Here is a 21,557-nt window from a genome sequence, read left to right on the forward strand (position 1 = left end):
GCAGACGCGACAGCGCCAAGGGGCCGCGATAGACCCGGCCCAGGTCGAGCAGCTCGCCGCCCGGCGCCTGACGCCAGAGCACGTCCCGTGCGTTGGCGGTTTGGGCATTACTCATTCGTAACTCCTGCATGTCCACGAGGGTGACAACTGCATTCCAGAGCGTCTGCCTAGGAAAACGTCACTTTCAGATAATCCACGATTCGACTTATCCCTTAAAAGAATATTTAGCTTGAGGATTATCCAAAACGGGCATAAGCGAACGTTTTCATATAAATGGGCAGTCACGTATAAGCTAATAACCAGACGATATTTAAAAAATACTTTTTAGAACTCTATGATTCGTGACTTGGCGTTCGCCAGCCCCTACTCCGGCCCTCTTGATCCCGAGCACGAATTCATCATGCCAACCGCAACCGACCGCAACCGGAAAAACCTTCGCAGTCCTTTACTCGCAGGACTGGCCATCACCCTCGCCTGCGCGCTCGCATTGCCCGCCCAGGCTCGCGAGACGGTACGCATCGGCTACCAGAAATCCTCGACGCTGATTACCTTGCTGAAGGCTCAGGGCACGCTGGAAAAGGCTCTTGGCAAAGACGATATCGACATTACCTGGCACGAGTTTCCGAGCGGATTGCCGCTGCTGGAAGCGCTGAACATCGGCAACGTCGACATCAGTGCCGACGTGGCCGACACCGTGCCTATCTTCGCCCAGGCCGCACAGGCGAAACTGACGTATTTCGCTGAAGAGTCAGCCTCCCCGAGCGCACAGGCGATCGTGGTCGCCAAGGATTCGACGATCCAGCAGCTGTCGGACCTCAAGGGCAAAAAGGTCGCGGTGACCAAGGCCGCCGGCACGCACTACCTGCTGATAGCCGCGCTGAACAAGGCCGGCCTGACGTTCGCCGATATCCAGCCCGCTTACCTGACGCCTGCCGACGGCCGCGCCGCGTTCGAGAACGGCAAGGTCGATGCGTGGGTCACCTGGGAACCCTTCCTCACCAGCGTGCAACGCCAATTGCCGACCCGCACCCTCACCGACGGCACGGGGCTTGCCAATTACAAACGCTACTACCTGACGAGCACGGCCTACGCCAGCGCGCACCCTGAAGTGCTCAAGCTGGTGTATCGGCAATTGCAGGAAGCCGGCAGCTGGATCAAGAAAAACCCGCGCGATGCCGCCCAGGTGTTAGGTCCGCTGTGGGGCAATCTGGATGTGGAAACCGTCGAATCGGCGAACGCCCATCGCAGTTATCAGGTCGAGCCCGTGAAGGCCGATCAGTTGGGCGAGCAGCAGAAAATCGCTGATGCCTTCTTTGCCGCAGGGCTGCTGCCCAGGGCTGTGGACGCCAAGGACGTGGGCATCTGGAAGCCCTGATATATCGATACACACACTCGCACCTGCTCGGCCATCCAAGACGGTCGATTAAGGTGGGTCGCCATCCGACCCGCCTTCTTTGCGGGCAAGGACGCTGCTACAGGTAAACGTTCATCTCAATTTGAGCATCGTTCATGAAAGGCCTGAAACCTCTGTCGCTGTCAGCATTACTCGGATCCGCAGTCCTGCTGAACGCGCTGTTCGCATCCTCTGCCATCGCCGGTCTGCTGGAAAAAGGTCGCACCCAGGGTCTGACCGCCGGGATCGCCAACGAGCAGCCCTACGCCTACATTGACACCAGCGGCAAAACCGTCGGTGCCAACGTGGAAATCCTGCAAGCGATCCTTTCGCAACTGGGCATCACCAAGGTCGAGACACCTATCACCGAGTTCGGCTCGCTGGTGCCGGGTCTGGCTGCCGGTCGTTTCGATCTGATTGGCGCCGGGCTGTTCATCAACCCGGCGCGCTGCAAGGTAATCGGTTATTCCAACCCGGTGACCCGCTCCGGCGGTGCGTTCATCGTCAAGGCCGGCAACCCGCTGAAGCTGCACAGCCTCAAGGACGTCGCGGCCAATGGCAAGGCGCGCCTGGCCACCCAACCGGGCAGTAATCAGGTCCAGGAAGCCAAGGACAGCGGCATCGCCACCAGTAATGTCGTGCTGTTCGACAAGGACACCGAAGCCCTGGCCGCACTGCAGGCCGATCGTGTCGACGTGGTGTATTTCCCGGATGCGGAGGTCATCAGCCTGGTCAAGAAAGCCAACAGCCCGGCCATCGAACGCGCTCTGCCCTTCGACCAGATCCCGGATGCCGAAGGCAAACCGACCTGGAATTACCATGCCTACGGCCTGCCGAAGAATGACCCTGAGTTTACCAAGGCTTTCAACGAACAACTGGCCAAGCTACGCGCTTCGGGCGAGCTGCTGAAGATTCTGCAGAAATACGGCTATACCGAAAACGAGCTGCCACCGGCCGACATTACTGCCGAGCAGCGTTGCAACCGCTGAGGCTGAGATCAAGCAGGCGCTCAGGCGTTGATTCAGTTGATGCAGTGGAACCTGTGGGAGTGAACTTGCTTACGAAGAGGCTGGTACATGCGCAGCACATGTGGCGGGTAACGGTCGGTCTTCGTGAGCAAGCTCACTCCCACAGGGGATAGCGCTTGCTTACGAAGAGGCTGGTACATGCGCAGCACATGAGGCGTGTAACGGTCGGTCTTCGTCAGCAAGCTCACTCCCACAGGGGATAGCGCTTGCAGTGCAAGAGTAGTGAGCTTCAGCAACCTGGTTAATCGTTCGCACGCCCCATCCGGCCCCGACCCACACGAGTACGGCCATGTTCTTCGATCCGACTGCCGTGGAAACGGCACGCTTCATCGCTCGCCAGCTTGCCAACGGCGCGCTGGTGACCCTGCAAATCACCTTCTTCGCGCAACTGATAGTGGTGTCGATGTCCTTCGTCATCGCGCTGATGCGCCTGTCGCCCTGGCGCGTATTGCGCTGGATCGCCACGGTCTACGTCGAAATCCTGCGTGGCATTTCCGCACTGGTGCTGCTGTTCTACTTGTTCTTTATCCTGCCGTTGTTCGGCATCAGCCTGTCGCCGATGACCACCGGCGTTCTCGGCCTCGGGTTGACCTTTTCGGCCTACGGCTCGGAGATCGTGCGTTCGGCCTTGAGCAACGTCAGTCGCGGCCAGCGTGATGCGCTGCAGGCGCTGGACTTCGATTCGATCACCGCGTTTCGCCGCATCGTCCTGCCCCAAGCCCTCCCCTTCATGCTGCCGCCGATGGGCAATCAGTTAGTCGAGCTGCTGAAAACCACCTCGCTGGTGTCGTTGATCACGTTGAGCGACCTGACTTTTTCCGGCGGCCAACTGATCACCACCTTGGGCCAGCAGACGCTGATCTGGAGCATCGTGCTGGTGTGCTATTTCGTCATGGCCTGGCCGATGAGCTGGCTGGTCAAACGTTATGAACGTCGGGTGACGTCGTGGCGGCGTTCTGTTGCAGCCGAGGGGGCCGCCTCATGAATTTCGATTACGCCTTTGCCTGGTCGATTGTCCCGGATCTGTTTCAGGGCCTCCTGGTTACCGTGCAAGTGGTGGTACTGGGATTTTTGCTCGCCGTGCTGTTGGGCCTGTTGCTGGCCATTGCCCAACGCTCGCGCCTGTGCGTCCTGCGGCGCCTGAGCAGCGGTTACCTGAGTTTCTTTCGTAATACGCCGCTGATGGTGCAGCTGTACGTGCTGTTCTTCGCCCTTCCGCTGGTGGGCATCACGCTGCCAGCGGTGTCCACCGGAGTGATCGGGCTGGGCCTGTATTACGGGTCCTATATTGCCGAAGCCTTTCGCGGCGCCATCGACGGCGTACCGGCCGGGCAGTGGGAAGCGGCGCGCGCACTGGATTTCGATTCGGCCACCACCTGGCAGCGCATCATCCTGCCCCAGGCGTTGAAACCGATGCTGCCGGTGCTCGGCAACTACCTGATCGGGATGTTCAAGGAGACGCCTTTGCTGGCGGTCATCAGCATTCCCGAGCTGTTTCAGGCGGCCAAGCAGATTGCCGGCATGACCTATCGCTACAACGAGCCTTATACCGTCATGGCCCTGATGTTCCTGGCGATCAGCGTGCCGACTTCCCTGTTGTTCAAATACTTCGAAAGGCGCAGTCATGCCTGATCTCGCACAGAGCCCTGCGCTCGCCTCACCGCAAATCAGCCTCAAGGGCGTAGTGAAAAACTTCGGCGCCCACCGGGTAATCGATCATCTGGACCTGAGCATTCCCCAAGGCCAGAAAGTCGCCTTGATCGGTCCCAGCGGTTCGGGCAAATCCACGGTACTGCGGCTGATCAAGGGGCTTGAGACATATCAGCAAGGCAGTATTGAAGTGGCCGGCGCATCGGTGCCGGCGCGCTCCTCCAGCTGGCGTTTGCCAGGCACTAAAAAGGCCCCTGTGGTGCATCGGGTCGGCATGGTGTTTCAGCAGTTCAATCTGTTCCCGCACCTGACCGTGCAGGAGAACATCACCGAAGCCCCGTTCCGGGTGTTGAAGCTCAGCCGCGAAGAAGCGCTTGAGCGTGCGCATCAATACCTCGGGCTGGTGGGGCTGAGCCACAAAGCCGACGCCTACCCGGCGCAGTTGTCCGGCGGGCAGCAGCAACGGGTGGCCATCGCCCGCGCGTTGGCGATGCGCCCGCAAGTGATGCTGTTCGATGAAGTGACGTCGGCGCTGGACCCGGAGTTGGTCGGCGAAGTGCTGGCGGTGATTCGCGCCATCGCCCACGAGCAACAGATGACCATGCTGCTGGTGACCCACGAAATGAAGTTCGCCCAAGACATCGCCGATCGGGTGCTGTTCATGGAAGCCGGGAAAATCGTCGCCGATGGCACGCCAGAGCAGATCCTCGTCAACCCGGACAACGAGCGGACGCGGCGGTTTTTGAATCTGGTGGAAAAGCGGTAATGGAACTGTCAGGAAACGGCGGATCGATCTGGCGTTGTCGTTGCCGGAAGGTCAGCCTTGGTGAGCTTGCTCACGACTGCGGCGTATCAGGCGGCCTTGCGTTGACTGAACGGCCGCGTTCGCTGCCGTCGTAACCTCCGACGTCTCCCACGGGGAATGCGTCAATCCGAAGATGCGCGAGCACCGCTGAATGTCCAACCTTTTGGGGGCAGTCCAGGGAGTGAGTCAATCCGAAGATACGCGGGCACCGCTGAACCTGTGGGAGCTTCTGGAGCTGTGCGACAGCGGCGAAGGCGGCGGATCAGGCAACCCGCGAGCTTGCTCACGACTGCGGTGTATCAGGCGGCCTTGCGTTGACTGAACGGCCGCGTTCGCTGCCGTCGTAACCTCCGACGTCTCCCACGGGGAATGCGTCAATCCGAAGATGCGCGAGCACCGCTGAATGTCCAACCTTTTGGGGCAGTCCAGGGAGTGAGTCAATCCGAAGATACGCGAGCACCGCTGAACCTGTGGGAGCTTCTGGAGCTGTGCGACAGTGGCGAAGGCGGTGGGTCAGGCAGCCCATCTCTAGCAGGCTGACCCACCGCGTTCGTCCGGATGCAGCCTTACGGCTTCCAGGCGCCGCCTTCGACGATGACTGCCGCAGGGTCGGTGCCTTCAGCCAGTTGGCTGCGCACGTATTGGTCGTACAGTTTGAGCAGGTATTTTTCCTTGCCCAGATTGGCCAGCTCGGTGTTGACCCAGTCACGCAGTTCGAGGTTGCCCTTCTTCACCGCCGGCGCGATTGGTGCTTCGTCACCCAGCTTTTGCGCCAATACGCGGTAGCCCGGATTCTGCTTGGCCCAGCTGAACAGCACCAGGTTGTCCTGGGCGTAGGCATCGCCACGACCGTTGGCCAGCGCCTGCAAGGACTCGGAGTTTTTCTCGAACTTCAGCAGTTTCCAGTCCGGGTGGTTCTTGGTCAGCCAGATGTCGGCAGTCGTCCCGGTGGTGACGATGGTGGTCTTCTTCGCCAGGTCATCGAGGCTCTTCACCTCGCTCTTTTCCGGCACCAGCGCCTGTACCGCGACACGCAGGTTCGGGTTGGTGAAATCCACCACCTGGGCGCGTTCCGGGGTCACGGTCATGTTCGCCAGAATCAGGTCGACCTTGTCGCTCTGCAGGAACGGAATACGGCTGGCTGGCTCGACGACCACGAACTCGATCTTCTTCTCGTCGCCCAGCAGGTCCTTGGCGAAACGTCGACCCAGGTCAGTGTCGAAGCCGACGTAATCGCCCTTCTCGTTGACGAAGCCGAAAGGCGGTTTATCGCTGAAGACGCCGACGATCAACTTGTCGCGGGCCTTGATCTTGTCCAGATAGCCTTCGGCATGGGCAGCGGCACCGGCCAACAAACCGATGGCCAGCAGGGGGAAAACGAGGGCAGTTTTAAAGTTCACGATGCATTCCTTTTAGGCATATTTTCCACGTAGGAGAATTTCTCCAGAAACTGCTGCGCGCGTGCGGTCTGCGGGGAGCTGAAGAAGGTTTCGGGGTCGCCCTGTTCGACGATACGTCCGCCGTCCATGAACAGGATCCGGTCCGCCACCGCACGGGCAAAGGCCATTTCGTGGGTGACGATCAACAAAGTCATGCCGCTGCGCGCGAGGTCGAGAATCACCTCCAGCACTTCCTTGACCATTTCCGGGTCAAGGGCCGCGGTCACTTCATCGAACAGCATGACTTTTGGGTTCATGCACAGCGCACGGACGATCGCGATGCGCTGTTGCTGGCCGCCGGACAATTCGCGGGGGAACGCATCGCGCTTGTCCAGCAGACCAATGCGCGCGAGCAGGGTCTCGGCTTGCTGCCGCGCTTCGGCTCTGGGGCGTTTCTGCACGTTCACCGGGCCCAACAGAATGTTGTCCAAGACGCTCATATGGGGGAACAGGTGGTAGCTCTGGAACACCATGCCGATCTGCTGGCGAACGAGGCGCCAGTCGGTATTGGCGGCAAGCTCCCGGCCGTCGAAACGGTAATGCCCGGCGTGCCCGGCCTCCAGCCCGTTAAGACAGCGCAGCAAGGTGCTCTTGCCGCAACCGCTTGGGCCGAGGATGACCAGCACCTCGCCCTCTGTGACCTTCAGATCGATGTCCTGCAACACCGGGACATCGCCAAAACGTTTACTGAAGCCGGACAGCTCTATCAATGCACTCATGAGTGACTCCAGCGTCGCTCGAGCACACGGGATGCGGCTGACAACGGGTAGCAGACGAGAAAGAAAAACAGGAACAGAAAGCCGTAGATCAACACCGACTCGTAGGTCCGTTCGATGATTTGCTGGCCGATCTTGATCACTTCGACCACACCGATCAGCACCGCCAGCGAACTGGTTTTGATCAAGCGGGTGAATACGTTGATCATCGGCGGGGTCATGCGCTGCAACGCTTGGGGCAACAACACCCGGCCATACAAACCGGGCAGCCCGAGGCCGATGGCCAGCCCGGCTTCGCGCTGACCGCGAGGAATGGAGCGCAGCGCACCGCGCACCACTTCGCCGGTCTCGCTGATGCCCCACAGAGACAACACCAGCACCGCGCACCAGAACCCGGGGATGCTCCAGCCGAAGAAAATCGGCAAGCCGAAGAAAAACAGGTACAGCCAGACCAGCACCGGAATCGCTCTGAAGGCTTCCAGGTAGATCAGCAAAATCGTGTCCAGCCAGCGAATGCCCAGGTTACGCAGCACCCCGTACGCCAGGCCGCCGATGCTGCTGAAGACGATAGCCAACAGGGATATCCCCAGCGTGCGCCCGATGCCCGTCAGCAGCTGCGGCGCCGAGACCCACAGCAACTCAAGACCCGAACTGGCCATGCTGGAGCCTCCTTTCGACAACCCGCAGCAATAGCGAAAGCGGAACGAATAGCAGCACACAAAGCCCGGTCATGACCGCGAGCATTTCGTAGGTCTTGTAGTACAGTGCGATGTAGTTCTTGGTGGTGTAGAGAATCTCCGGCACCGCCACGGCAGACACCACCGTGGTTTCCTTGAGCAGAAACACGAAGTTGGCGAACAGCGCAGGCAGGCTGAGGATGCCTGCTTGCGGCAAGATCACGTGGCGCAGCAACTGCCAGCGCGACAGGCCGATGGACAGCCCCGACTCGATCTGCGACTTGGGTACGGCAGCGACACCCGCGCGCAGAATCTCAGTCAGGTAAGCGCCGCCAAGAAAGGTCATGGCGATGATCGCCGAGGCGAATCCTGAAATCCGGATACCAATGCTCGGCAGCGCGAAATAGATGAAGAACAGCTGGATCAGCAGCGGCGTATTGCGTGCCAGTTCGACGTACAGCCGCACCAGGCGCTTGAGCACCGGCACTTCGAAGACAGCGATGGCGGCATTGATCAAGGCGACACAGAGCGAGGTCGCGATAGCAATCAACCCGACTTGCAGGGTGACGCCCACTGCGACGAGAAACGCAGGCAACGTGGAAAGCGCGAAATCGACATCGAAATTCATCTCGATGCGCGCCCTGGCGAGCCGCCAATGGGGTTATGGGATGGAGACACTGAAACTCCTGAACGATCGGCTATGACGCGCGCCATTGGAATGTCGCGTGACGGTTCAGGAGCGATTGCAGGCTTTGTGCCATGCGCAGAAGTAGCGTTTTCCGCGGTATGAATTGATAGAAAAAACGACGTAACTGTTTGTTTTTAAGCCGCTTTGCTGACCAGATGTTGCTACAGCAACAGTTGAGTCAACCTGCGTCTGCGACCTCGCTTTTGAGCCAATCGAGGAAGGCCTGAATCTCGTAGGTATTCTCCTTCCCCGGCGCGCAGAGGAAGTGGTAGCCGGTGGTGGTGTCCAGTTCGTCCACGAACAGCTTCTGCAACGCGCCCGATGCCAGCTCATCGAAAATATGCGAAGTTCGCGCCATCGCCACGCCCAGTCCGCGAAGCGCCGCGTGCACGGCCATGTTGCTATAGGGCACCGTCAGCGCACAGTTGAAGGGTTCGTCGCAAAGACCGTGTTTGTGCAACCAGTATTCCCAGGATGGCGACGACACCCGTTGACCGTTGAGCGTGCTCCGCGAGCGCAGGATCAGCGGATACTTGAGGACGTCCGCTGGCGCAGACGATGCGCCCAACGTCTCGATCAGCGTCGGGCTGCACACCGGGAAGATCCGCTCTGCCAGGATGAATTCAGCACGCAGGCCTGACCAGCTTGCGCCCTGCTCGCCGAGCCTGATCGCGGCCTGAGCGTTGGGATTTTCGAACCGGGAAAACTCGTCGGTGTTGAGCTTGAGCCGGATATCCGGCCGCACGTGGTAAAACTTCGACAGGCGCGGGATAAGCCAGGTGCTGGCGAACGAATCATGCACAAACACTTCGAGAACCGAGCCCTCGCCCCGACTGTGCTCGAACCGATCAACCAACCGGCCCATGTCCTTGAGAAACACCCGCACCACTGGCAACAATTCGACGCCGTGGGACGAGAGCTTCATGGCCCCTGCCGTTCTCTCGAAAAGCTCGACGCCGAGCAATTCTTCCAACTGCCTGATCTGGTGACTGATCGCGCTTTGCGTGACATGCAGTTCGGCCGCTGCCTGTGAAAAGTTCAGGTGCCTGACGCACGCTTCGAATCCTCTCAACGAGGCCACCGATGGAAACCTTTTAAACGCCATCCAGCTGTCCCCCAAACATACTCATGCAGCATGAAATCCTTTCATTGGCGGCACGTTCCCGAGGCGCGCCACAATGGGCGCACCTCATTTGCGTTGCAAACATATGACATTTTCCACAACGGTACATAAAGTCTCCGACGCTGACAGCACAGCGAAGAAAAAAACGCTGGTCGCCGCCTGCACTGCCCACGCCACTCATGATGGGTTGAGCGACCTGGTGTATGTCCTGCTGCCGGTGTGGCAGGAAATGTTCATGCTCAGCTACGTCTGGCTCAGCGTGTTGAGAAGCGCCTACGCTCTGACGCTCGCTGCGCTGCAAATCCCGGCGTCGAGCCTGTCGACCCGCATGAAACCCGCCTACGTGCTGTCGATCGCCACGGCCATGACCGGTTTCGGCTGGCTGGCGGCAGGGTTTACCGACAGCGCGCTGGCATTGGGCGCAGCGCTGGTGTTCGCCGGCATGGGCGCCAGCGCGCAACACCCCATCGCCTCGGCCATGGTGTCCAGAGCCTACGCAGGAAATGCCAAGCGCCCTTTGGGCGTCTACAACTTCGCCGGGGACATCGGCAAGTCCCTGCTGCCTGCGTGCGCGGCGTTTCTGCTGACCTTCACCACCTTCCATATCACCGCCACCGTGTTCGCGGTAACAGGCCTGCTGGCGGCGGTGCTGATCTGGACCCTGCTCAAGGATGTCACGCCCCGGTTCGCGCCTGCGCAAAAAGCCTCGCCATCGCGCCCTGTAGAGCCCGCCGTCAAAGCCGGTCCTGGGGCCTTTCGTGTGCTGCTGTGCACAGCGGTAATGGACAGCGCGGTACGCATGGGCTTCCTCACCTTCCTGCCCTTCATCATCAAGGGTAACGGCGGCTCGCTGCCACAGGCGGGCCTGGCGTTGACGCTGGTGTTCATCGGCGGCGCGGTGGGCAAATTCGTCTGCGGCTGGATGTCGGACAGATTCGGCACTCTCAACACCATCCTCGTCACCGAGCTGGCCACCGCTTTGCTGATCGTCGTGGTGTTGCTGTCACCCCTGCCTCTCGGGTTGATGGCCTTGCCGTTCCTGGGGGCGGTGCTGAACGGAACGTCGTCGGTGCTCTATGGCGCAGTGACCGACGTGGTCGACCCTCACCGGCTGGAGAAAGCATTTTCAGTCTTCTACACCGGCACCATCGGCTCGGGCGCCCTGGCGCCGGTGCTGTATGGATTTGCCGGGGACCATGCAGGTGTGTCCTCGGCCGCTGTGATCGTCGCGGCAACGGCGGTGCTGTCGGTGGTTCCGGTCTGGATTTACTCGTTGCGCCATCGGGGCACGTTCAACGGGTAGATCAGGTACCCGTCACTTCGGACTGCGTGCTTCATGGCGTAGCCTAAGCTAATGCCAAAATGATATTTAAAACTAAATTGATAGAATCTTATGATCCATGCCTGACCGCTGTTTGACCTCGACGGCGCCACATACAACATCAAGGCATTTCATCAAGATGATCAAGAAAAACTGGACCGCGACCGTCTCTGTGGCGCTGGGTGTATTCGCCCTCTCAATGGCTGCGCACGCCGCCGACCTGACCTTCGGTTACATCACCGGTATCGACCCGGTCAAGCGCGCCATCGCTGACGGTGAATACGAGAAAGCCATCGGCCAGAAAATCGACTGGCGTCAGTTCGATGCCGGTCCCGCGGTGATCGCGGCCATGGCCTCCGGTGACGTGCAGATCGGCAACCTGGGTTCCAGCCCTCTGGCGGCAGCGGCGTCGCGCAACGTGCCGCTGGTGGCGTTCATTGTCACTTCGCAGATCCAGAGTTCCGAAGCTCTGGTGGTGCGCAATGGCAGCGGTATCGACAAACCTGAAGACCTGATCGGCAAGAAAATCGCTGTGCCGTTCGTTTCCACTTCCCATTACAGCCTGCTCGGCGCACTGAAGCATTGGAACATCGACCCGAAGAAGGTAACGATCCTCAATCTGACCCCATTGCAGATCACCGCTGCATGGAAGCGCGGCGACATCGACGGCGCCTTCACCTGGTCGCCTGCCTTGGGGGAGGTCCGCAAAACCGGCAAGATCCTGACCGACGCTGGTCAAGTATCGCAGTGGGGCTCGCCGACGTTCGAGGTGTGGGTAGCGCGTAAGGATTTCGCGCAGAAGCATCCTGAGATCGTGGCTGATTTTGCCAAGGTGAGCCTCGCGGCGATTGCCGATTACACGGCGCATCGGTCCGAATGGACGGCGGATTCGCAGCCGGTGAAGACCATTGCTCGCTTTACCGGGTCGAACGCGGCGGATGTGCCGGAGCTGCTGGATGGGTCGCACTTTCCGACTGCGGCAGAACAGAAGTCACCTGAGTTGCTGGGGGGTGGGACGGTTACGGCGATCGCCAAGACAGCCGAGTTTCTGAAGGATCAGGGGAAGATTGAGAGTGTTCTGCCGGATTATTCAGCGTTTGTGAGTGACCAGTTTATTGGGGAGTAGGAGCACTGGCGTCTCTCGCTGGCGCTTGGGTTGTGTGCAGATCCGTTATCGGCGGTGGCGCTGATGTGGGTTCGTCCTAACGTCGGAATGGTTTCGACTTCGTCGAGTTACTTTTGAACAGCGACGACAGTAACCAAAGTCGCTTGCGCCTGGTTGGCCTGCGGCCAAGTCGCGTTTGGCGGTGTCTGGACTGGCGTGGCATGAAGATCAAAAGCAAAAAAAGAAGCGAGCGCTGACGCGGGAGAGCGGCAGATCACCGCAATGTTTTTGATTCTGCCCGTAGGGCGTAGGAGTCGCGTATTAAACATGGTTCTCTGTGGGAGTGAGCTTGCTCACGAAGACTGGCGTTCAAATTCCATATCTGCTGCAGATGGACCGGCCCCTTCGTGAGCAAGCTCACTCCCACGGGTATGTGTTTATCCAGTCAGTGAAGTGCCAAACAAAAAGCGCGAACAAAGCGCGAACCACGCTGTTGCTGTTCTAGCGCAATAGTCCAAACGCCGCAAATCGCGACTTGGGTGCAGGCCAAACCAGGAGCAAGCACCCTTGGTTACTTGGGTTGGTCCGGCATTTCGGCTTTTTCAGGTAACTCGACGAAGTCGAAACCATTCGGACGTTAGGACGAACCCATATCAGCGCCACCCCAATAATGGATATACATGCAAAACCCGACGCCGAATCACCGAACCGCCCCACTCCCACCCCGCCGCACGATCCTGATCGAATGCTTCAGATTGGGCTTACGCGTCACACTGATCGCTCGCTGCGTCACCGTATCGATCGTAATATTCCAGAACCCGCTGCTGGGCACCACGATCTTCGCCGGAAACCGATCGAACGCCCCGCCGTGATACGTATGCCGCCCACCATTCTTGAAACTGCGAAAGTTCGCATCGCTCATCAGACGAATATTGCAAGTATTCGAAGACTCGATAACGACCACGTCACCCTCGTTCAGATGCTCGCGCTGATGGATGAATTTCATGAAATCCCACAGACCAGACAGACAAGCCGCGAGAATATCACCCAGCCCCGCGCCCGGCACGGACACATAACGCGTCTACATCGTCAGATACGCCTTGCGCACCGCCTCATTGGCCGCCAGTTCAGCCATGCTGCCCTCGTATCGAACCAGCCCTTTCTCAAGCACGTAAGCCCGATCCGAAACCAGCCCGGCGAAATGCAGGTTCTGCTCGGAAAGCAGAATGCTCGCCCCCTTGGCCTTGAGCGCCAGAATCATCTGTGCCATCTGCTCGACGATCACCGGCGCGACGCCTTCCGACGGTTCGTCGAGCAGGATCAGGAACGGATTGCCCATCAGCGTGCGCGCTACCGTCAGCATCTGCTGCTCACCCCCGCTCATCTGCCCGCCTGGACGATCCTGCATCGCCCCCAGGTTGGGAAAGAACTCGAACAACTGCTGTGGCGTCCAGTTCAGCGCTTCGCTGCCATCGGGCCAATGCCGATCGGACTGGCGACCTACCTCCAGATTCTCGGTCACCGTCAGGTGGGTGAACACACGACGATCCTCCGGGACAAAGCCCAGCCCTCGTCGTGCCCGCTCAAACGGCGCCAGCGTGGAGATCTCCTGGCCCATGAAACGAATGCCGCCCTGACGCCGCGCCAGCATGCCCATCAAGGCCTTGAACGTCGTGGATTTGCCTGCACCATTGCGTCCCATCAATGCCACCACTTCGCCTCGGCGTACGTTCAGGTTCAGCTCATACAACACCTGCGCGGCGCCGTACCAGGCGTTGAGGGCGCTGACTTCCAGCAACAGCTCTGACGCAGCGTGGGCCACTGGCTGCTGCGTTGAATGCACTGCGTTCATACCTGCACCTGCTGTTGAGCCATTTCATGTTCGAAGGTCTTGCCAGTGCCGAAATACACTTGCTGCACCTTGGGGTGATTGCGGATGTATTGCGCGTCGCCCTCGGCGATCAAGCGTCCACGCGCCAGCACGATCATGCGGTCGGCATAGGCAAACACCACGTCCATGCTGTGTTCGGTGAACAACACGGCCATCTTGCGTTCGACCACCAGCCGCTTGGTCAGGGCCATCAGGTCGTTGCGTTCTTCCGGGCCCATCCCGGCGGTTGGCTCGTCCATCAGCAGCAGTTTGGGATCGTTGGCGAGCCCCATCGCCAGCTCCACGCGTTTCACGTCCCCGTACGCCAGCTCACTGCAGGGGCGCTCGGCGTGGCGCTCCATGCCGACCTGAGCGAGCAGAGCCAGCGCCTCATCGCGATACATCTTGCGTGCCGACCTGAACAGCGAAAAGCCTTTTCCATGATGTGAAAGCAATGCCATCTGCACGTTTTCCAGCACCGTCAACGAGGCGAACGTTTCGGCGATCTGGAAGGTGCGACCGACCTGCATGCGGCAGATGTCCCGAGGACGCCTGCCGACCAGTTCCTGGCCCAGCAGCTGGATCGAACCACCGGAAGCCTTGAGCTGACCACCGACCATGTTGAATGTGGTGGACTTGCCCGCGCCGTTGGGTCCGATCAGCGCCAACAGCTCGCCCTCGTGGAGATCGAAGTTGATGCCATCGACCGCGCGCACGCCACCGAAGGATTTGTTCAAGTCACGTACTTGCAGAAGAGTCATGCCTGCTTCTCCAGTGTTCGGGGCAACGCCGCAGCCTTGACTGCAGCGCGCGCGCGCCAATGACGCCACGCCTCGGCCAGTTGCTGGAAGAAACCGGCGATGCCTTGGGGAAAGACCAGGACCAGCAGCAGAATCACGCCGCCGAAGACCGCGCGCCAATAGTCGGTGGCGCGCATGATGGAGTCCTGCAATACACTGAAGACACTGGCGCCGACCACCGGCCCCAGCAGGTTCTGGATGCCGCCGAGAAGCACCATCACCAGACCGTCGACCGACTTGCCAACGGCCATGGCGTCCGGCGAGATGCTGCCTTTGGAGAAGATGTACAGCGTGCCCGCAAGGCCTGCGAACAGCCCGGCGATGATGAATGCCAGCCATTGGACGCGCTTCACATCGATGCCGATCGCATCGGCGCGCAAGGCCGAGTCCCGCGCCGCGCGCAGGCTGTAGCCAAAAGGCGCAAAGAGGATCCGCCTGACCAGAAAGAGGCTGGAGACCACCAACACCAACGTCAGGTAGTAGTAGCGCGTGCCATCGAGCCACGCCGACGGCCAGATACCGGTGATGCCGTTGGAGCCGCCGGTGACGTCTTCCCACTGAAACACTACCGACCAGACGATCTGCGAAAACGCCAGGGTCAGCATCGCCAGATAGACCCCGGACAGACGCACGCAGAACCAGCCAAAGACCAGCGCCCCAAGCCCTGCCACCAGGGGCGCGAAAGCAAACGCCAGGGGCATGGGCATCGTCAGCACCTTGAACAGAATGGCTGCGCCATATGCGCCCAGGCCGAAGTACGCGGCATGACCGAACGAGTGCATGCCGCCCGGCCCCATGATGAAGTGCAGGCTCACGGCGAACAGCACAGTCACCAGTACATCCTGGGTCAACACGCTGGCATAGGGCAGCCAGGTCGACAGCAGCGGCAGCACGGCGAGCGCCAGCAACAGTGCGCCCATCAGCCATTTGAAATGCGTCGAACCGGGCCGCAGCGGCGCTTCCACCGGCGCCGAGTTGCGGCTGGTGGCCTGCGGTTTGCCCATCAGGCCCCACGGGCGAAGCACCAGCACCACGGCCATGACCAGAAATTCGATGACCAGCGTCAGCTTCGAGAACGACACCGGAATGCCGAACAAGGTGGTCGAACCCAGGCCGATGCACAGGGCCTTGATTTCTGCGATCAACAAGGCCGCGACATACGCACCCGGCAACGACCCCATGCCACCTACGACGACGATGACAAAGGCTTCGCCAATGGTGCGCAAGTCCAGAGAAAGGCTGGCAGGCTCACGGGGCAACTGCACGGCCCCGCCCAACCCGGCGAGCATGGCGCCGAGGGCGAAGACGCTGGTGAACAGCCACGCCTGATTCACCCCCAGAGCGCCGAGCATTTCCCGGTCCTGGGTTGCGGCGCGCACCAGCACGCCCCAACGGGTGCGCACCAGCAGCAGCCACACCAGGCCAAGGATCACAGGGCCGATAGCGATCAGAAAGAAGTTATAGGAAGGAAACTGACGACCGAGGATATCGATCGAGCCGGACAAGCCAGGGGCGCGGCGACCCAGCAGTTCCTCGGCGCCCCAATAGCCCAGCACCGCGTCGTTGATGACCAGCACCAGGGCGAAGGTGGCCAGCAACTGGAACAATTCCGGCGCCTTGTAGATACGTCGCAGCAGCACGATTTCCACCACCGCGCCGATCAAGCCGACGGAGATTGCCGCCAGTGCCAGCCCCAGCCAGAACCCTGCCGCGCCCATCGAGCCCATCAGGTGTTCGACGATGGAGTAGGCGATATACAGACCCAGCATGTAGAACGAGCCGTGGGCGAAGTTGACGATGCGGGTCACGCCGAAGATCAGCGACAATCCCGCCGCCACCAGAAACAGTGACGACGCTTCGGCAAGCCCGTTGAGTAACTGAGAAAGCAACGCTGAAAAATCCATGACGCCCTCGATCAAACAGGCCTTTGACAGGCGTGCTGTGGGAGCGAGGACAACGGCTGTGGGAGTGAGCTTGCTCGCGAAGCGGTCGGTACACTCGCCGGATCAACGGTGGTTGAACCCAAATCTTCGCGAGCACGCTCGCTCCCACAGGTGCCTCTGCGCTCCTGCCTTCGACCTCGCCCGCAGCATGAGGCGGGCAGGTCGTTACTGCCTCACTCAGCCGGCCGCAGCTTGCGCACTTCATCATCCGAAGGCAGCAGCGTATTCCCCGGCTTGAACGTGTAATCGAGCATCACGCCCGAGCCATCCTTGACCGCCAGCTTGCCGACGTACAACCCCCAGGTGGCCTGATGATCGATCTTGCGGTATTCCAGCGGGCCGTCCGGGGTGTTCACTTTCAGGCCGCTGAAGGCATCGACCATCGATTCGGAATCGGTCTTGCCACCGGACGCCTTGATCCCCGCAGCGATGGACTGGATCGCCGAGTAGCCGATGATCGAGCCGAAACGCAGGTTCTCGGTGCCGTACTTGGCGTGGTAGGCGTCGACGAACGCCTTGTGCGCAGGCGTATCGATGCTGTACCAGGGGTAGCCTGTGACGGTCCAGTTCGGTGGAATCTCGTCCTTGAGCGGTTCCAGGTATTCAGGCTGCCCAGTGATGATGCTCAGCACCGGCAACTGCTCACCAAAGAAACTGCGGGTGGTGCCCTCACGAATGAATTTCGCCAGATCTGCGCCGAACAACGCGTTGAACAGCGCATCGGGTTTGGAATCGACCAACGCCTGCACCACGCTGCCCGCATCGACCTTGCCGAACGGCGGCGCCTGCTCGGTGACGAATTCGACATCCGGCTGACGGGCCTTGAGCAAGGTCTTGAAGGCGCTGGCCGCGGCCGTGCCGAACTCATAGTTGGGATAGACCAGCGCCCAGCGTTTCTTGTGCAACTTGACCGCTTCGTCAACCAGCGAGGACGTCAGCATGTAGGTCGACGCGTCGAGGCGATAGGTATAGCGATTGCCCGCGCTCCAGACGATGTTGTCGCTCAGGGCCTCGGTGATCAGCACGAAGCGTTTCTTCTGCCTGGCATAGTCCGACAGCGCGGTGCCGATGTGCGCATAGAAGGCGCCGGCCAATACGTCCACATGCTCGCGGTTGATCAGGTCTTCGGCCTGGCGGATGGCGTCGCCGGGGTTGGCATTATCGTCGCGAGTGACCAATTCCAGCTTCTTGCCAGCGACGCCACCCGCTGCATTGATCTGCTCGACTGCCAGCTCCATGCCCTTTTTATAGCCATCGGTGAAAACCGGCTGCGACTTGTAGCTGTTGATGTCACCGATCTTGATCGTGTCCGCCGACCAGGCAGCGCCGCTGATAACCAACGCGATCGCTCCCGCCAACAGGCTCGACTTCGTGAAACGTGCACGCATGTTCATGGTGTTCTCCAAGCTGATCATTTCAAAGGCTTGCACAGCATTAGGGCGTTCCAGGCTCGGACCACCGTTCTCAAACGGGCAGTTAATTAAATTGCAACACGTGTGCCAGACGGCTTGTTTTGGGTTTTGAGGGCCGATCAGGCGGGAATTTTCTGCGCCAACGGGAAGCGCCTTTCACACGTGCGGGCGTCGTATTCGTAGACCCAGTTCGCCTGAATCCCCACCGCGTTGGGATTGAGCAACTGGCGCCAGCGGTAAGCCATGTCGCGCTTGAGCTGCGACCAGGCTGAGGGCAGGTGATACGTTCGGCCGCGCTCGCGGGCCTCCAGTTGAACCCGACTGGTGCGCGGCAGACGTTCCAGCTCGTAGGCACGCAACGCCTGTTGCAGCTGGCGCGGGCCGTGAAACGCCAGGGACTGGGCCAACACGTAGCCGTCCTCGATCGCCATGGCCGCACCTTGGGAAAGAAACGGCAGCATCGGGTGCGCCGCATCACCGAGCAAGGTTGCGTTGCCCTTGGACCAGGTCTGCATCGGATCGCGGTCGAACAGTCCCCATTTGTAGATCGCGTCAGGATCAGTGCGCTTGAACAGCTCAATCAGGTTCGGATGCCAACCCTCGAAGCCTGCCAGCAACTCCTGCTGGGTGCTCTTGGCGTTCCACGATTCCTCGACCCACGCCGGGCTTTCGTTGACCGCCACGATATTCACCATCGACCCGCCTTTGACGTAGTACGTCACCACATGGCCCTTGGGTCCCATCCAGAAGCTCGAATCGGGGCTGACAAAAGGCAGCGGGTGCTTGTCGACATTGACCAACGCACGCCAGCACATATGGCCGGTGTAATTGGCCGCTTCCTGGCCCCACAACTGTTCGCGGATCACCGAGCGTACTCCATCGGCGCCAACGATCAGGTCCGCCTCGAACTCGGAACCATCGGCGAACTGCGCCACGGCGGTATTGGCATGCTGCTGCAAGCCCACGCAGCGGGCACCGAATGCGGCCTGGCCCGGGTTGATATCGCTTGCCAGCGCAGCGTGCAGATCGGCGCGATGAACATGGTAGAACTGCGCGCCATACAGCGCGGGGGATGACTCTTTCAACGGCGTGCGGAATAACTCTCGTGCGGTCTTCCAGTTACGTCCGACCATGGCTTGGGGCAGGAAACCGATCTTCTTCAGCCGATCGTCCAGCCCCAGTTCGCTCAGGACCTTGACCGCGTTTGGGGTCATCTGCACGCCTGCGCCAACTTCGCCGAACATCGCTGCGCGTTCGAAAATCTGCGCTTCGATCCCCCGCTGCTCCAGCGCTCGGGCCAAGGTGACGCCACCTATACCGGCGCCAATGATGCCGACTCGCAATGTTCTGTCCATGGGTGCTCCTCCGGGCGCACGATCTGAAATCGTCTCGACGCCTCGTAATAATTGATCAGCCAATTAATTAATGGGCGAAAAAAACCCTGCTGTTTTTCGGGCGCTAAATATCCACCACCAGGCTATCTCCGACGCCCCGTGAACAGCAGATCATCATGCTTTCACTGCGCTGCCGCTGCCCCGGTGTCAGCACGGTGTCCCGGTGTTCAACCTGCCCGGCGAGGACCTTGACTTCGCACGCGCCACACACCCCCTCCTCGCAGGAATAAGCAACGTCCACCCCAGCCGCTTCACAAACCTGCAGCAGGCTCAGTTCGGCGGGTACGGTCAGGGTCAGCCCCGAACGCTGCAGACGCACACGGAAGCTGTCGCCAGGCTGCAGCGCATCGGTGGTGGCGCTGAAGCGTTCGCGATGGGTATTGGCTTCGGGTCGATCGAGAGTCAAGCGGTCAAACTCGTCGACCATACCCTGCGGGCCACAGCAATACAGCTGCGCGCTGGGGGGCAACGTTGTCAGCACGTCCTTGAGCCGTGGCGGCACCGCGCCGCTGCTGCGGGTGTGGAACAGCCTCACGTCGTCCTGCCGCTCCCGACACAGCTGGTCATGGAACAGCATGTGTTGCGCGCTGCCGGCCCAGTAGTACAGGGACACCCGACGGCCGCTGGCCTTCAACTGGCGGTACATGGAGATGATCGGGGTAATCCCGATTCCGCCAGCGAACAGGTGGAACTCGTCATCGCTCGGCACCAGCGGGAAGTGATTGCGCGGCTGCGACATCTCATACACGGCCCCCACCACCGACTCGAAATGCAGCTTGCGCGAGCCACCCTTGCCGACTTCCGATAACTGCACGGCGATCTGGTAGCGAGCCGGGTGCGTGGCAGGCCACAGCAGCGAGTACTGGCGCAGCAGATCGGGGCCCATCACGACATCGACATGGGCGCCAGGCTCGTAAGCGGCCAGGGGCTGGCCGTCGAGGGCTTCGAAGGTGTAGAGGTTGATGCCCGGCGCACCATATTCGATGGCTTGCAGGCGCACCTTGAACACGCCGTCAGATAACGCCATAGCTGATGCCCTTGTTGCGCAACCAGGTACGGTAGCGCTGGCCCATGAGATCGGTGCGGTGATGTAGCTCATAGCGCAGCTCGGTGGGAATGCGTTCCGGACGCTGGCTTTCGACGATGTCGCGGTCCTGACCGAAGACCACATCGGCTCTTGCCCTGACGGCGTCCGGATCAGGGCGCGGGCTGACGTTCATGGCGGCGCACACGCGGACGATGCAATTGACTGCATCCAAAGGCTGCACGGTAAACAATGTGGCAAAGGTGTCGGACTTGTCGCTGATGACATTGCCGTCGGCGTCGGAATCCTGGGTACGTTTGGAGAAGTAGCCCACCAATGGACGGAACGCGTGGTAGGTGTAGAAAGCCACCAAAGGCTTACCCCGTGCATCGCCCCAGGGCTGAAACACCCGGACCTCGGATGAGCGCAGGCCGGTGTCGACTTCTTCCACGGTGTACGGTTCGAGGCGGTCCGGCTTGTCCATCACGCCATTGAGCCCGGCATGCACGAACGGAAAGTGCGAGGCATCGATGAAGTTCTCTACGGCGCGAAACCCGTTGGCGGCGTAGTTGTAAGGGCCGCTGTGGACCTTCATGAACGCCCCATCTTCCCACTCCGGGAACAGCGGAATATCCGAGGCGGGTTCACCCAGGCAAGTCCAGACAAACCCATAGCGCTCGACCGCCGCATAAGGGAACGCTCGGGCTTTCTTCATCGGCTTCTCGTCCGGAGCGGCGGGCATCAGCGTGCACGCGCCGCTGCCGTCGTATTCCCAGCCGTGATACGGACAGACCACCGAGTCGTTCTTGATCCAGCCCCTGGACAGCCGTGCGCCGCGGTGAATGCACAAATCCTCCCAGACATGAATCTGATCATCGGCGCTGCGCCAGACGATCAATTCACGCTCCAGCAAGCGAACCGGGTAAATCGTGCCTGCAACGAAATCGCTGCTGTAACCCACGACGTGCCAGTCGTTGAGCAGTACCGGGTCCTGGCACCCGTCCGCGGCGGTGACGGGTTGATGAGATGAGACGGCTATCAGGTTCATCACGACTCCTTTGCGCTTTTGGGTGTAATCACCCAAACACTGCAATTAATTAATCAACCTTTTAATTAATCGATAGCAGGAGGCGTGCCAAATGCAAAAGATCGTCACATCTAACTGATTC

Annotated in this window: 20 protein-coding genes and 1 pseudogene; 7 read left to right on the forward strand and 14 right to left on the reverse strand. The window is 60.3% G+C overall.

Annotation, left to right across the window (positions count from 1 at the left end; genetic code table 11):
- Nucleotides 1–115 (reverse strand): annotated as a pseudogene (locus tag CE491_RS09230) (energy transducer TonB); the annotation flags it as partial.
- Between the two features lie 285 nt (nucleotides 116–400).
- Here CE491_RS09230 and CE491_RS09235 point away from each other — a divergent pair.
- The 5 genes from CE491_RS09235 to CE491_RS09255 all read left to right on the forward strand — a co-directional run bounded on the left by CE491_RS09235 (nucleotide 401) and on the right by CE491_RS09255 (nucleotide 4,837).
- Nucleotides 401–1,375, forward strand: coding sequence for an aliphatic sulfonate ABC transporter substrate-binding protein (locus tag CE491_RS09235; RefSeq protein WP_110948125.1), 975 nt, complete (start codon nucleotides 401–403; stop codon nucleotides 1,373–1,375).
- A gap of 134 nt (nucleotides 1,376–1,509) precedes the next feature.
- Nucleotides 1,510–2,382 (forward strand): ectoine/hydroxyectoine ABC transporter substrate-binding protein EhuB, encoded by an 873-nt coding sequence (gene ehuB / locus CE491_RS09240; protein ID WP_110948054.1) that lies wholly within the window; start codon nucleotides 1,510–1,512, stop codon nucleotides 2,380–2,382.
- A gap of 328 nt (nucleotides 2,383–2,710) precedes the next feature.
- On the forward strand, nucleotides 2,711–3,406 hold the full coding sequence (gene ehuC / locus CE491_RS09245; RefSeq protein WP_110948055.1) for an ectoine/hydroxyectoine ABC transporter permease subunit EhuC: 696 nt from the start codon (nucleotides 2,711–2,713) through the stop codon (nucleotides 3,404–3,406).
- On the forward strand, nucleotides 3,403–4,053 hold the full coding sequence (ehuD, locus tag CE491_RS09250) for an ectoine/hydroxyectoine ABC transporter permease subunit EhuD (protein WP_110948056.1): 651 nt from the start codon (nucleotides 3,403–3,405) through the stop codon (nucleotides 4,051–4,053). The genes ehuC and ehuD overlap by 4 nt, the downstream gene beginning before the upstream one ends.
- Nucleotides 4,046–4,837, forward strand: coding sequence for an amino acid ABC transporter ATP-binding protein (locus CE491_RS09255; protein ID WP_110948057.1), 792 nt, complete (start codon nucleotides 4,046–4,048; stop codon nucleotides 4,835–4,837). The genes ehuD and CE491_RS09255 overlap by 8 nt, the downstream gene beginning before the upstream one ends.
- Nucleotides 4,838–5,442: 605 nt before the next feature.
- Here CE491_RS09255 and CE491_RS09260 read toward each other — a convergent pair.
- From CE491_RS09260 to CE491_RS09280, 5 genes are all read right to left on the reverse strand, one after another.
- Nucleotides 5,443–6,276, reverse strand: coding sequence for a transporter substrate-binding domain-containing protein (locus CE491_RS09260; protein ID WP_110948058.1), 834 nt, complete (start codon nucleotides 6,274–6,276; stop codon nucleotides 5,443–5,445).
- Complete coding sequence (locus tag CE491_RS09265) at nucleotides 6,273–7,034, reverse strand: amino acid ABC transporter ATP-binding protein (RefSeq protein ID WP_110948059.1); 762 nt, start codon at nucleotides 7,032–7,034, stop codon at nucleotides 6,273–6,275. The genes CE491_RS09260 and CE491_RS09265 overlap by 4 nt, the downstream gene beginning before the upstream one ends.
- Nucleotides 7,031–7,690, reverse strand: a complete 660-nt coding sequence (locus CE491_RS09270; protein WP_110948060.1) for an amino acid ABC transporter permease — start codon at nucleotides 7,688–7,690, stop codon at nucleotides 7,031–7,033. Before CE491_RS09270 ends, CE491_RS09265 begins: the two co-directional genes overlap by 4 nt.
- On the reverse strand, nucleotides 7,671–8,336 hold the full coding sequence (locus tag CE491_RS09275) for an amino acid ABC transporter permease (RefSeq protein WP_110948061.1): 666 nt from the start codon (nucleotides 8,334–8,336) through the stop codon (nucleotides 7,671–7,673). Before CE491_RS09275 ends, CE491_RS09270 begins: the two co-directional genes overlap by 20 nt.
- A gap of 238 nt (nucleotides 8,337–8,574) precedes the next feature.
- On the reverse strand, nucleotides 8,575–9,477 hold the full coding sequence (locus CE491_RS09280) for a LysR substrate-binding domain-containing protein (protein WP_199885039.1): 903 nt from the start codon (nucleotides 9,475–9,477) through the stop codon (nucleotides 8,575–8,577).
- 127 nt (nucleotides 9,478–9,604) lie between these two features.
- Between CE491_RS09280 and CE491_RS09285 the strand changes: the two genes are divergently transcribed.
- Both CE491_RS09285 and tauA read left to right on the forward strand, forming a co-directional pair.
- Nucleotides 9,605–10,822 (forward strand): MFS transporter, encoded by a 1,218-nt coding sequence (locus tag CE491_RS09285; RefSeq protein WP_199885040.1) that lies wholly within the window; start codon nucleotides 9,605–9,607, stop codon nucleotides 10,820–10,822.
- Nucleotides 10,823–10,979: 157 nt separating this feature from the next.
- Complete coding sequence (tauA, locus tag CE491_RS09290) at nucleotides 10,980–11,966, forward strand: taurine ABC transporter substrate-binding protein (RefSeq protein ID WP_110948064.1); 987 nt, start codon at nucleotides 10,980–10,982, stop codon at nucleotides 11,964–11,966.
- Nucleotides 11,967–12,645: 679 nt separating this feature from the next.
- On the opposite strand, the gene CE491_RS09295 is transcribed toward tauA, so the two are convergent.
- The 8 genes from CE491_RS09295 to CE491_RS09330 form a co-directional block, all read right to left on the reverse strand.
- A complete protein-coding gene (locus CE491_RS09295; RefSeq protein ID WP_110948126.1) occupies nucleotides 12,646–12,951 on the reverse strand; it encodes a DUF1883 domain-containing protein in 306 nt (101 codons plus the stop codon).
- Nucleotides 12,952–13,026: 75 nt separating this feature from the next.
- Complete coding sequence (locus CE491_RS09300; RefSeq protein WP_110948065.1) at nucleotides 13,027–13,797, reverse strand: ABC transporter ATP-binding protein; 771 nt, start codon at nucleotides 13,795–13,797, stop codon at nucleotides 13,027–13,029.
- Nucleotides 13,794–14,576, reverse strand: coding sequence for an ABC transporter ATP-binding protein (locus tag CE491_RS09305; RefSeq protein ID WP_110948066.1), 783 nt, complete (start codon nucleotides 14,574–14,576; stop codon nucleotides 13,794–13,796). The genes CE491_RS09300 and CE491_RS09305 overlap by 4 nt, the downstream gene beginning before the upstream one ends.
- Nucleotides 14,573–16,519 (reverse strand): ABC transporter permease, encoded by a 1,947-nt coding sequence (locus CE491_RS09310; RefSeq protein ID WP_110948067.1) that lies wholly within the window; start codon nucleotides 16,517–16,519, stop codon nucleotides 14,573–14,575. The genes CE491_RS09305 and CE491_RS09310 overlap by 4 nt, the downstream gene beginning before the upstream one ends.
- Nucleotides 16,520–16,731: 212 nt before the next feature.
- Nucleotides 16,732–17,952 carry an ABC transporter substrate-binding protein gene (locus tag CE491_RS09315; RefSeq protein WP_110948127.1) on the reverse strand — a complete coding sequence of 407 codons (1,221 nt, stop codon included), beginning with the start codon at nucleotides 17,950–17,952 and terminating at the stop codon, nucleotides 16,732–16,734.
- A 137-nt stretch (nucleotides 17,953–18,089) separates the two neighbouring features.
- Complete coding sequence (locus tag CE491_RS09320; RefSeq protein ID WP_110948068.1) at nucleotides 18,090–19,325, reverse strand: FAD-dependent monooxygenase; 1,236 nt, start codon at nucleotides 19,323–19,325, stop codon at nucleotides 18,090–18,092.
- A 103-nt stretch (nucleotides 19,326–19,428) separates the two neighbouring features.
- Nucleotides 19,429–20,391, reverse strand: coding sequence for a PDR/VanB family oxidoreductase (locus CE491_RS09325; protein ID WP_199885041.1), 963 nt, complete (start codon nucleotides 20,389–20,391; stop codon nucleotides 19,429–19,431).
- Complete coding sequence (locus CE491_RS09330) at nucleotides 20,378–21,436, reverse strand: aromatic ring-hydroxylating oxygenase subunit alpha (RefSeq protein WP_110948070.1); 1,059 nt, start codon at nucleotides 21,434–21,436, stop codon at nucleotides 20,378–20,380. Before CE491_RS09330 ends, CE491_RS09325 begins: the two co-directional genes overlap by 14 nt.
- Nucleotides 21,437–21,557 lie beyond the last annotated feature (121 nt).

Source organism: Pseudomonas bohemica (genome assembly GCF_002934685.1).
Classification (GTDB): Bacteria; Pseudomonadota; Gammaproteobacteria; order Pseudomonadales; family Pseudomonadaceae; genus Aquipseudomonas; species Aquipseudomonas bohemica.

Excerpts from the sequence above, each read along its gene's own strand:
- tauA (WP_110948064.1), top strand. The coding sequence starts at position 10,980 with ATGATCAAGAAAAACTGGACCGCGACCGTCTCTGTGGCGCTGGGTGTA.
- ehuC (WP_110948055.1), top strand. The coding sequence starts at position 2,711 with ATGTTCTTCGATCCGACTGCCGTGGAAACGGCACGCTTCATCGCTCGC.
- CE491_RS09275 (WP_110948061.1), bottom strand. The coding sequence starts at position 8,336 with ATGAATTTCGATGTCGATTTCGCGCTTTCCACGTTGCCTGCGTTTCTC.
- CE491_RS09325 (WP_199885041.1), bottom strand. The coding sequence starts at position 20,391 with ATGGCGTTATCTGACGGCGTGTTCAAGGTGCGCCTGCAAGCCATCGAA.
- ehuB (WP_110948054.1), top strand. The coding sequence starts at position 1,510 with ATGAAAGGCCTGAAACCTCTGTCGCTGTCAGCATTACTCGGATCCGCA.
- CE491_RS09235 (WP_110948125.1), top strand. The coding sequence starts at position 401 with ATGCCAACCGCAACCGACCGCAACCGGAAAAACCTTCGCAGTCCTTTA.
- CE491_RS09310 (WP_110948067.1), bottom strand. The coding sequence starts at position 16,519 with ATGGATTTTTCAGCGTTGCTTTCTCAGTTACTCAACGGGCTTGCCGAA.
- CE491_RS09320 (WP_110948068.1), bottom strand. The coding sequence starts at position 19,325 with ATGGACAGAACATTGCGAGTCGGCATCATTGGCGCCGGTATAGGTGGC.
- CE491_RS09305 (WP_110948066.1), bottom strand. The coding sequence starts at position 14,576 with ATGACTCTTCTGCAAGTACGTGACTTGAACAAATCCTTCGGTGGCGTG.
- CE491_RS09285 (WP_199885040.1), top strand. The coding sequence starts at position 9,605 with ATGACATTTTCCACAACGGTACATAAAGTCTCCGACGCTGACAGCACA.
- ehuD (WP_110948056.1), top strand. The coding sequence starts at position 3,403 with ATGAATTTCGATTACGCCTTTGCCTGGTCGATTGTCCCGGATCTGTTT.
- CE491_RS09315 (WP_110948127.1), bottom strand. The coding sequence starts at position 17,952 with ATGAACATGCGTGCACGTTTCACGAAGTCGAGCCTGTTGGCGGGAGCG.
- CE491_RS09255 (WP_110948057.1), top strand. The coding sequence starts at position 4,046 with ATGCCTGATCTCGCACAGAGCCCTGCGCTCGCCTCACCGCAAATCAGC.
- CE491_RS09330 (WP_110948070.1), bottom strand. The coding sequence starts at position 21,436 with ATGAACCTGATAGCCGTCTCATCTCATCAACCCGTCACCGCCGCGGAC.
- CE491_RS09270 (WP_110948060.1), bottom strand. The coding sequence starts at position 7,690 with ATGGCCAGTTCGGGTCTTGAGTTGCTGTGGGTCTCGGCGCCGCAGCTG.
- CE491_RS09300 (WP_110948065.1), bottom strand. The coding sequence starts at position 13,797 with ATGAACGCAGTGCATTCAACGCAGCAGCCAGTGGCCCACGCTGCGTCA.
- CE491_RS09265 (WP_110948059.1), bottom strand. The coding sequence starts at position 7,034 with ATGAGTGCATTGATAGAGCTGTCCGGCTTCAGTAAACGTTTTGGCGAT.
- CE491_RS09295 (WP_110948126.1), bottom strand. The coding sequence starts at position 12,951 with ATGAAATTCATCCATCAGCGCGAGCATCTGAACGAGGGTGACGTGGTC.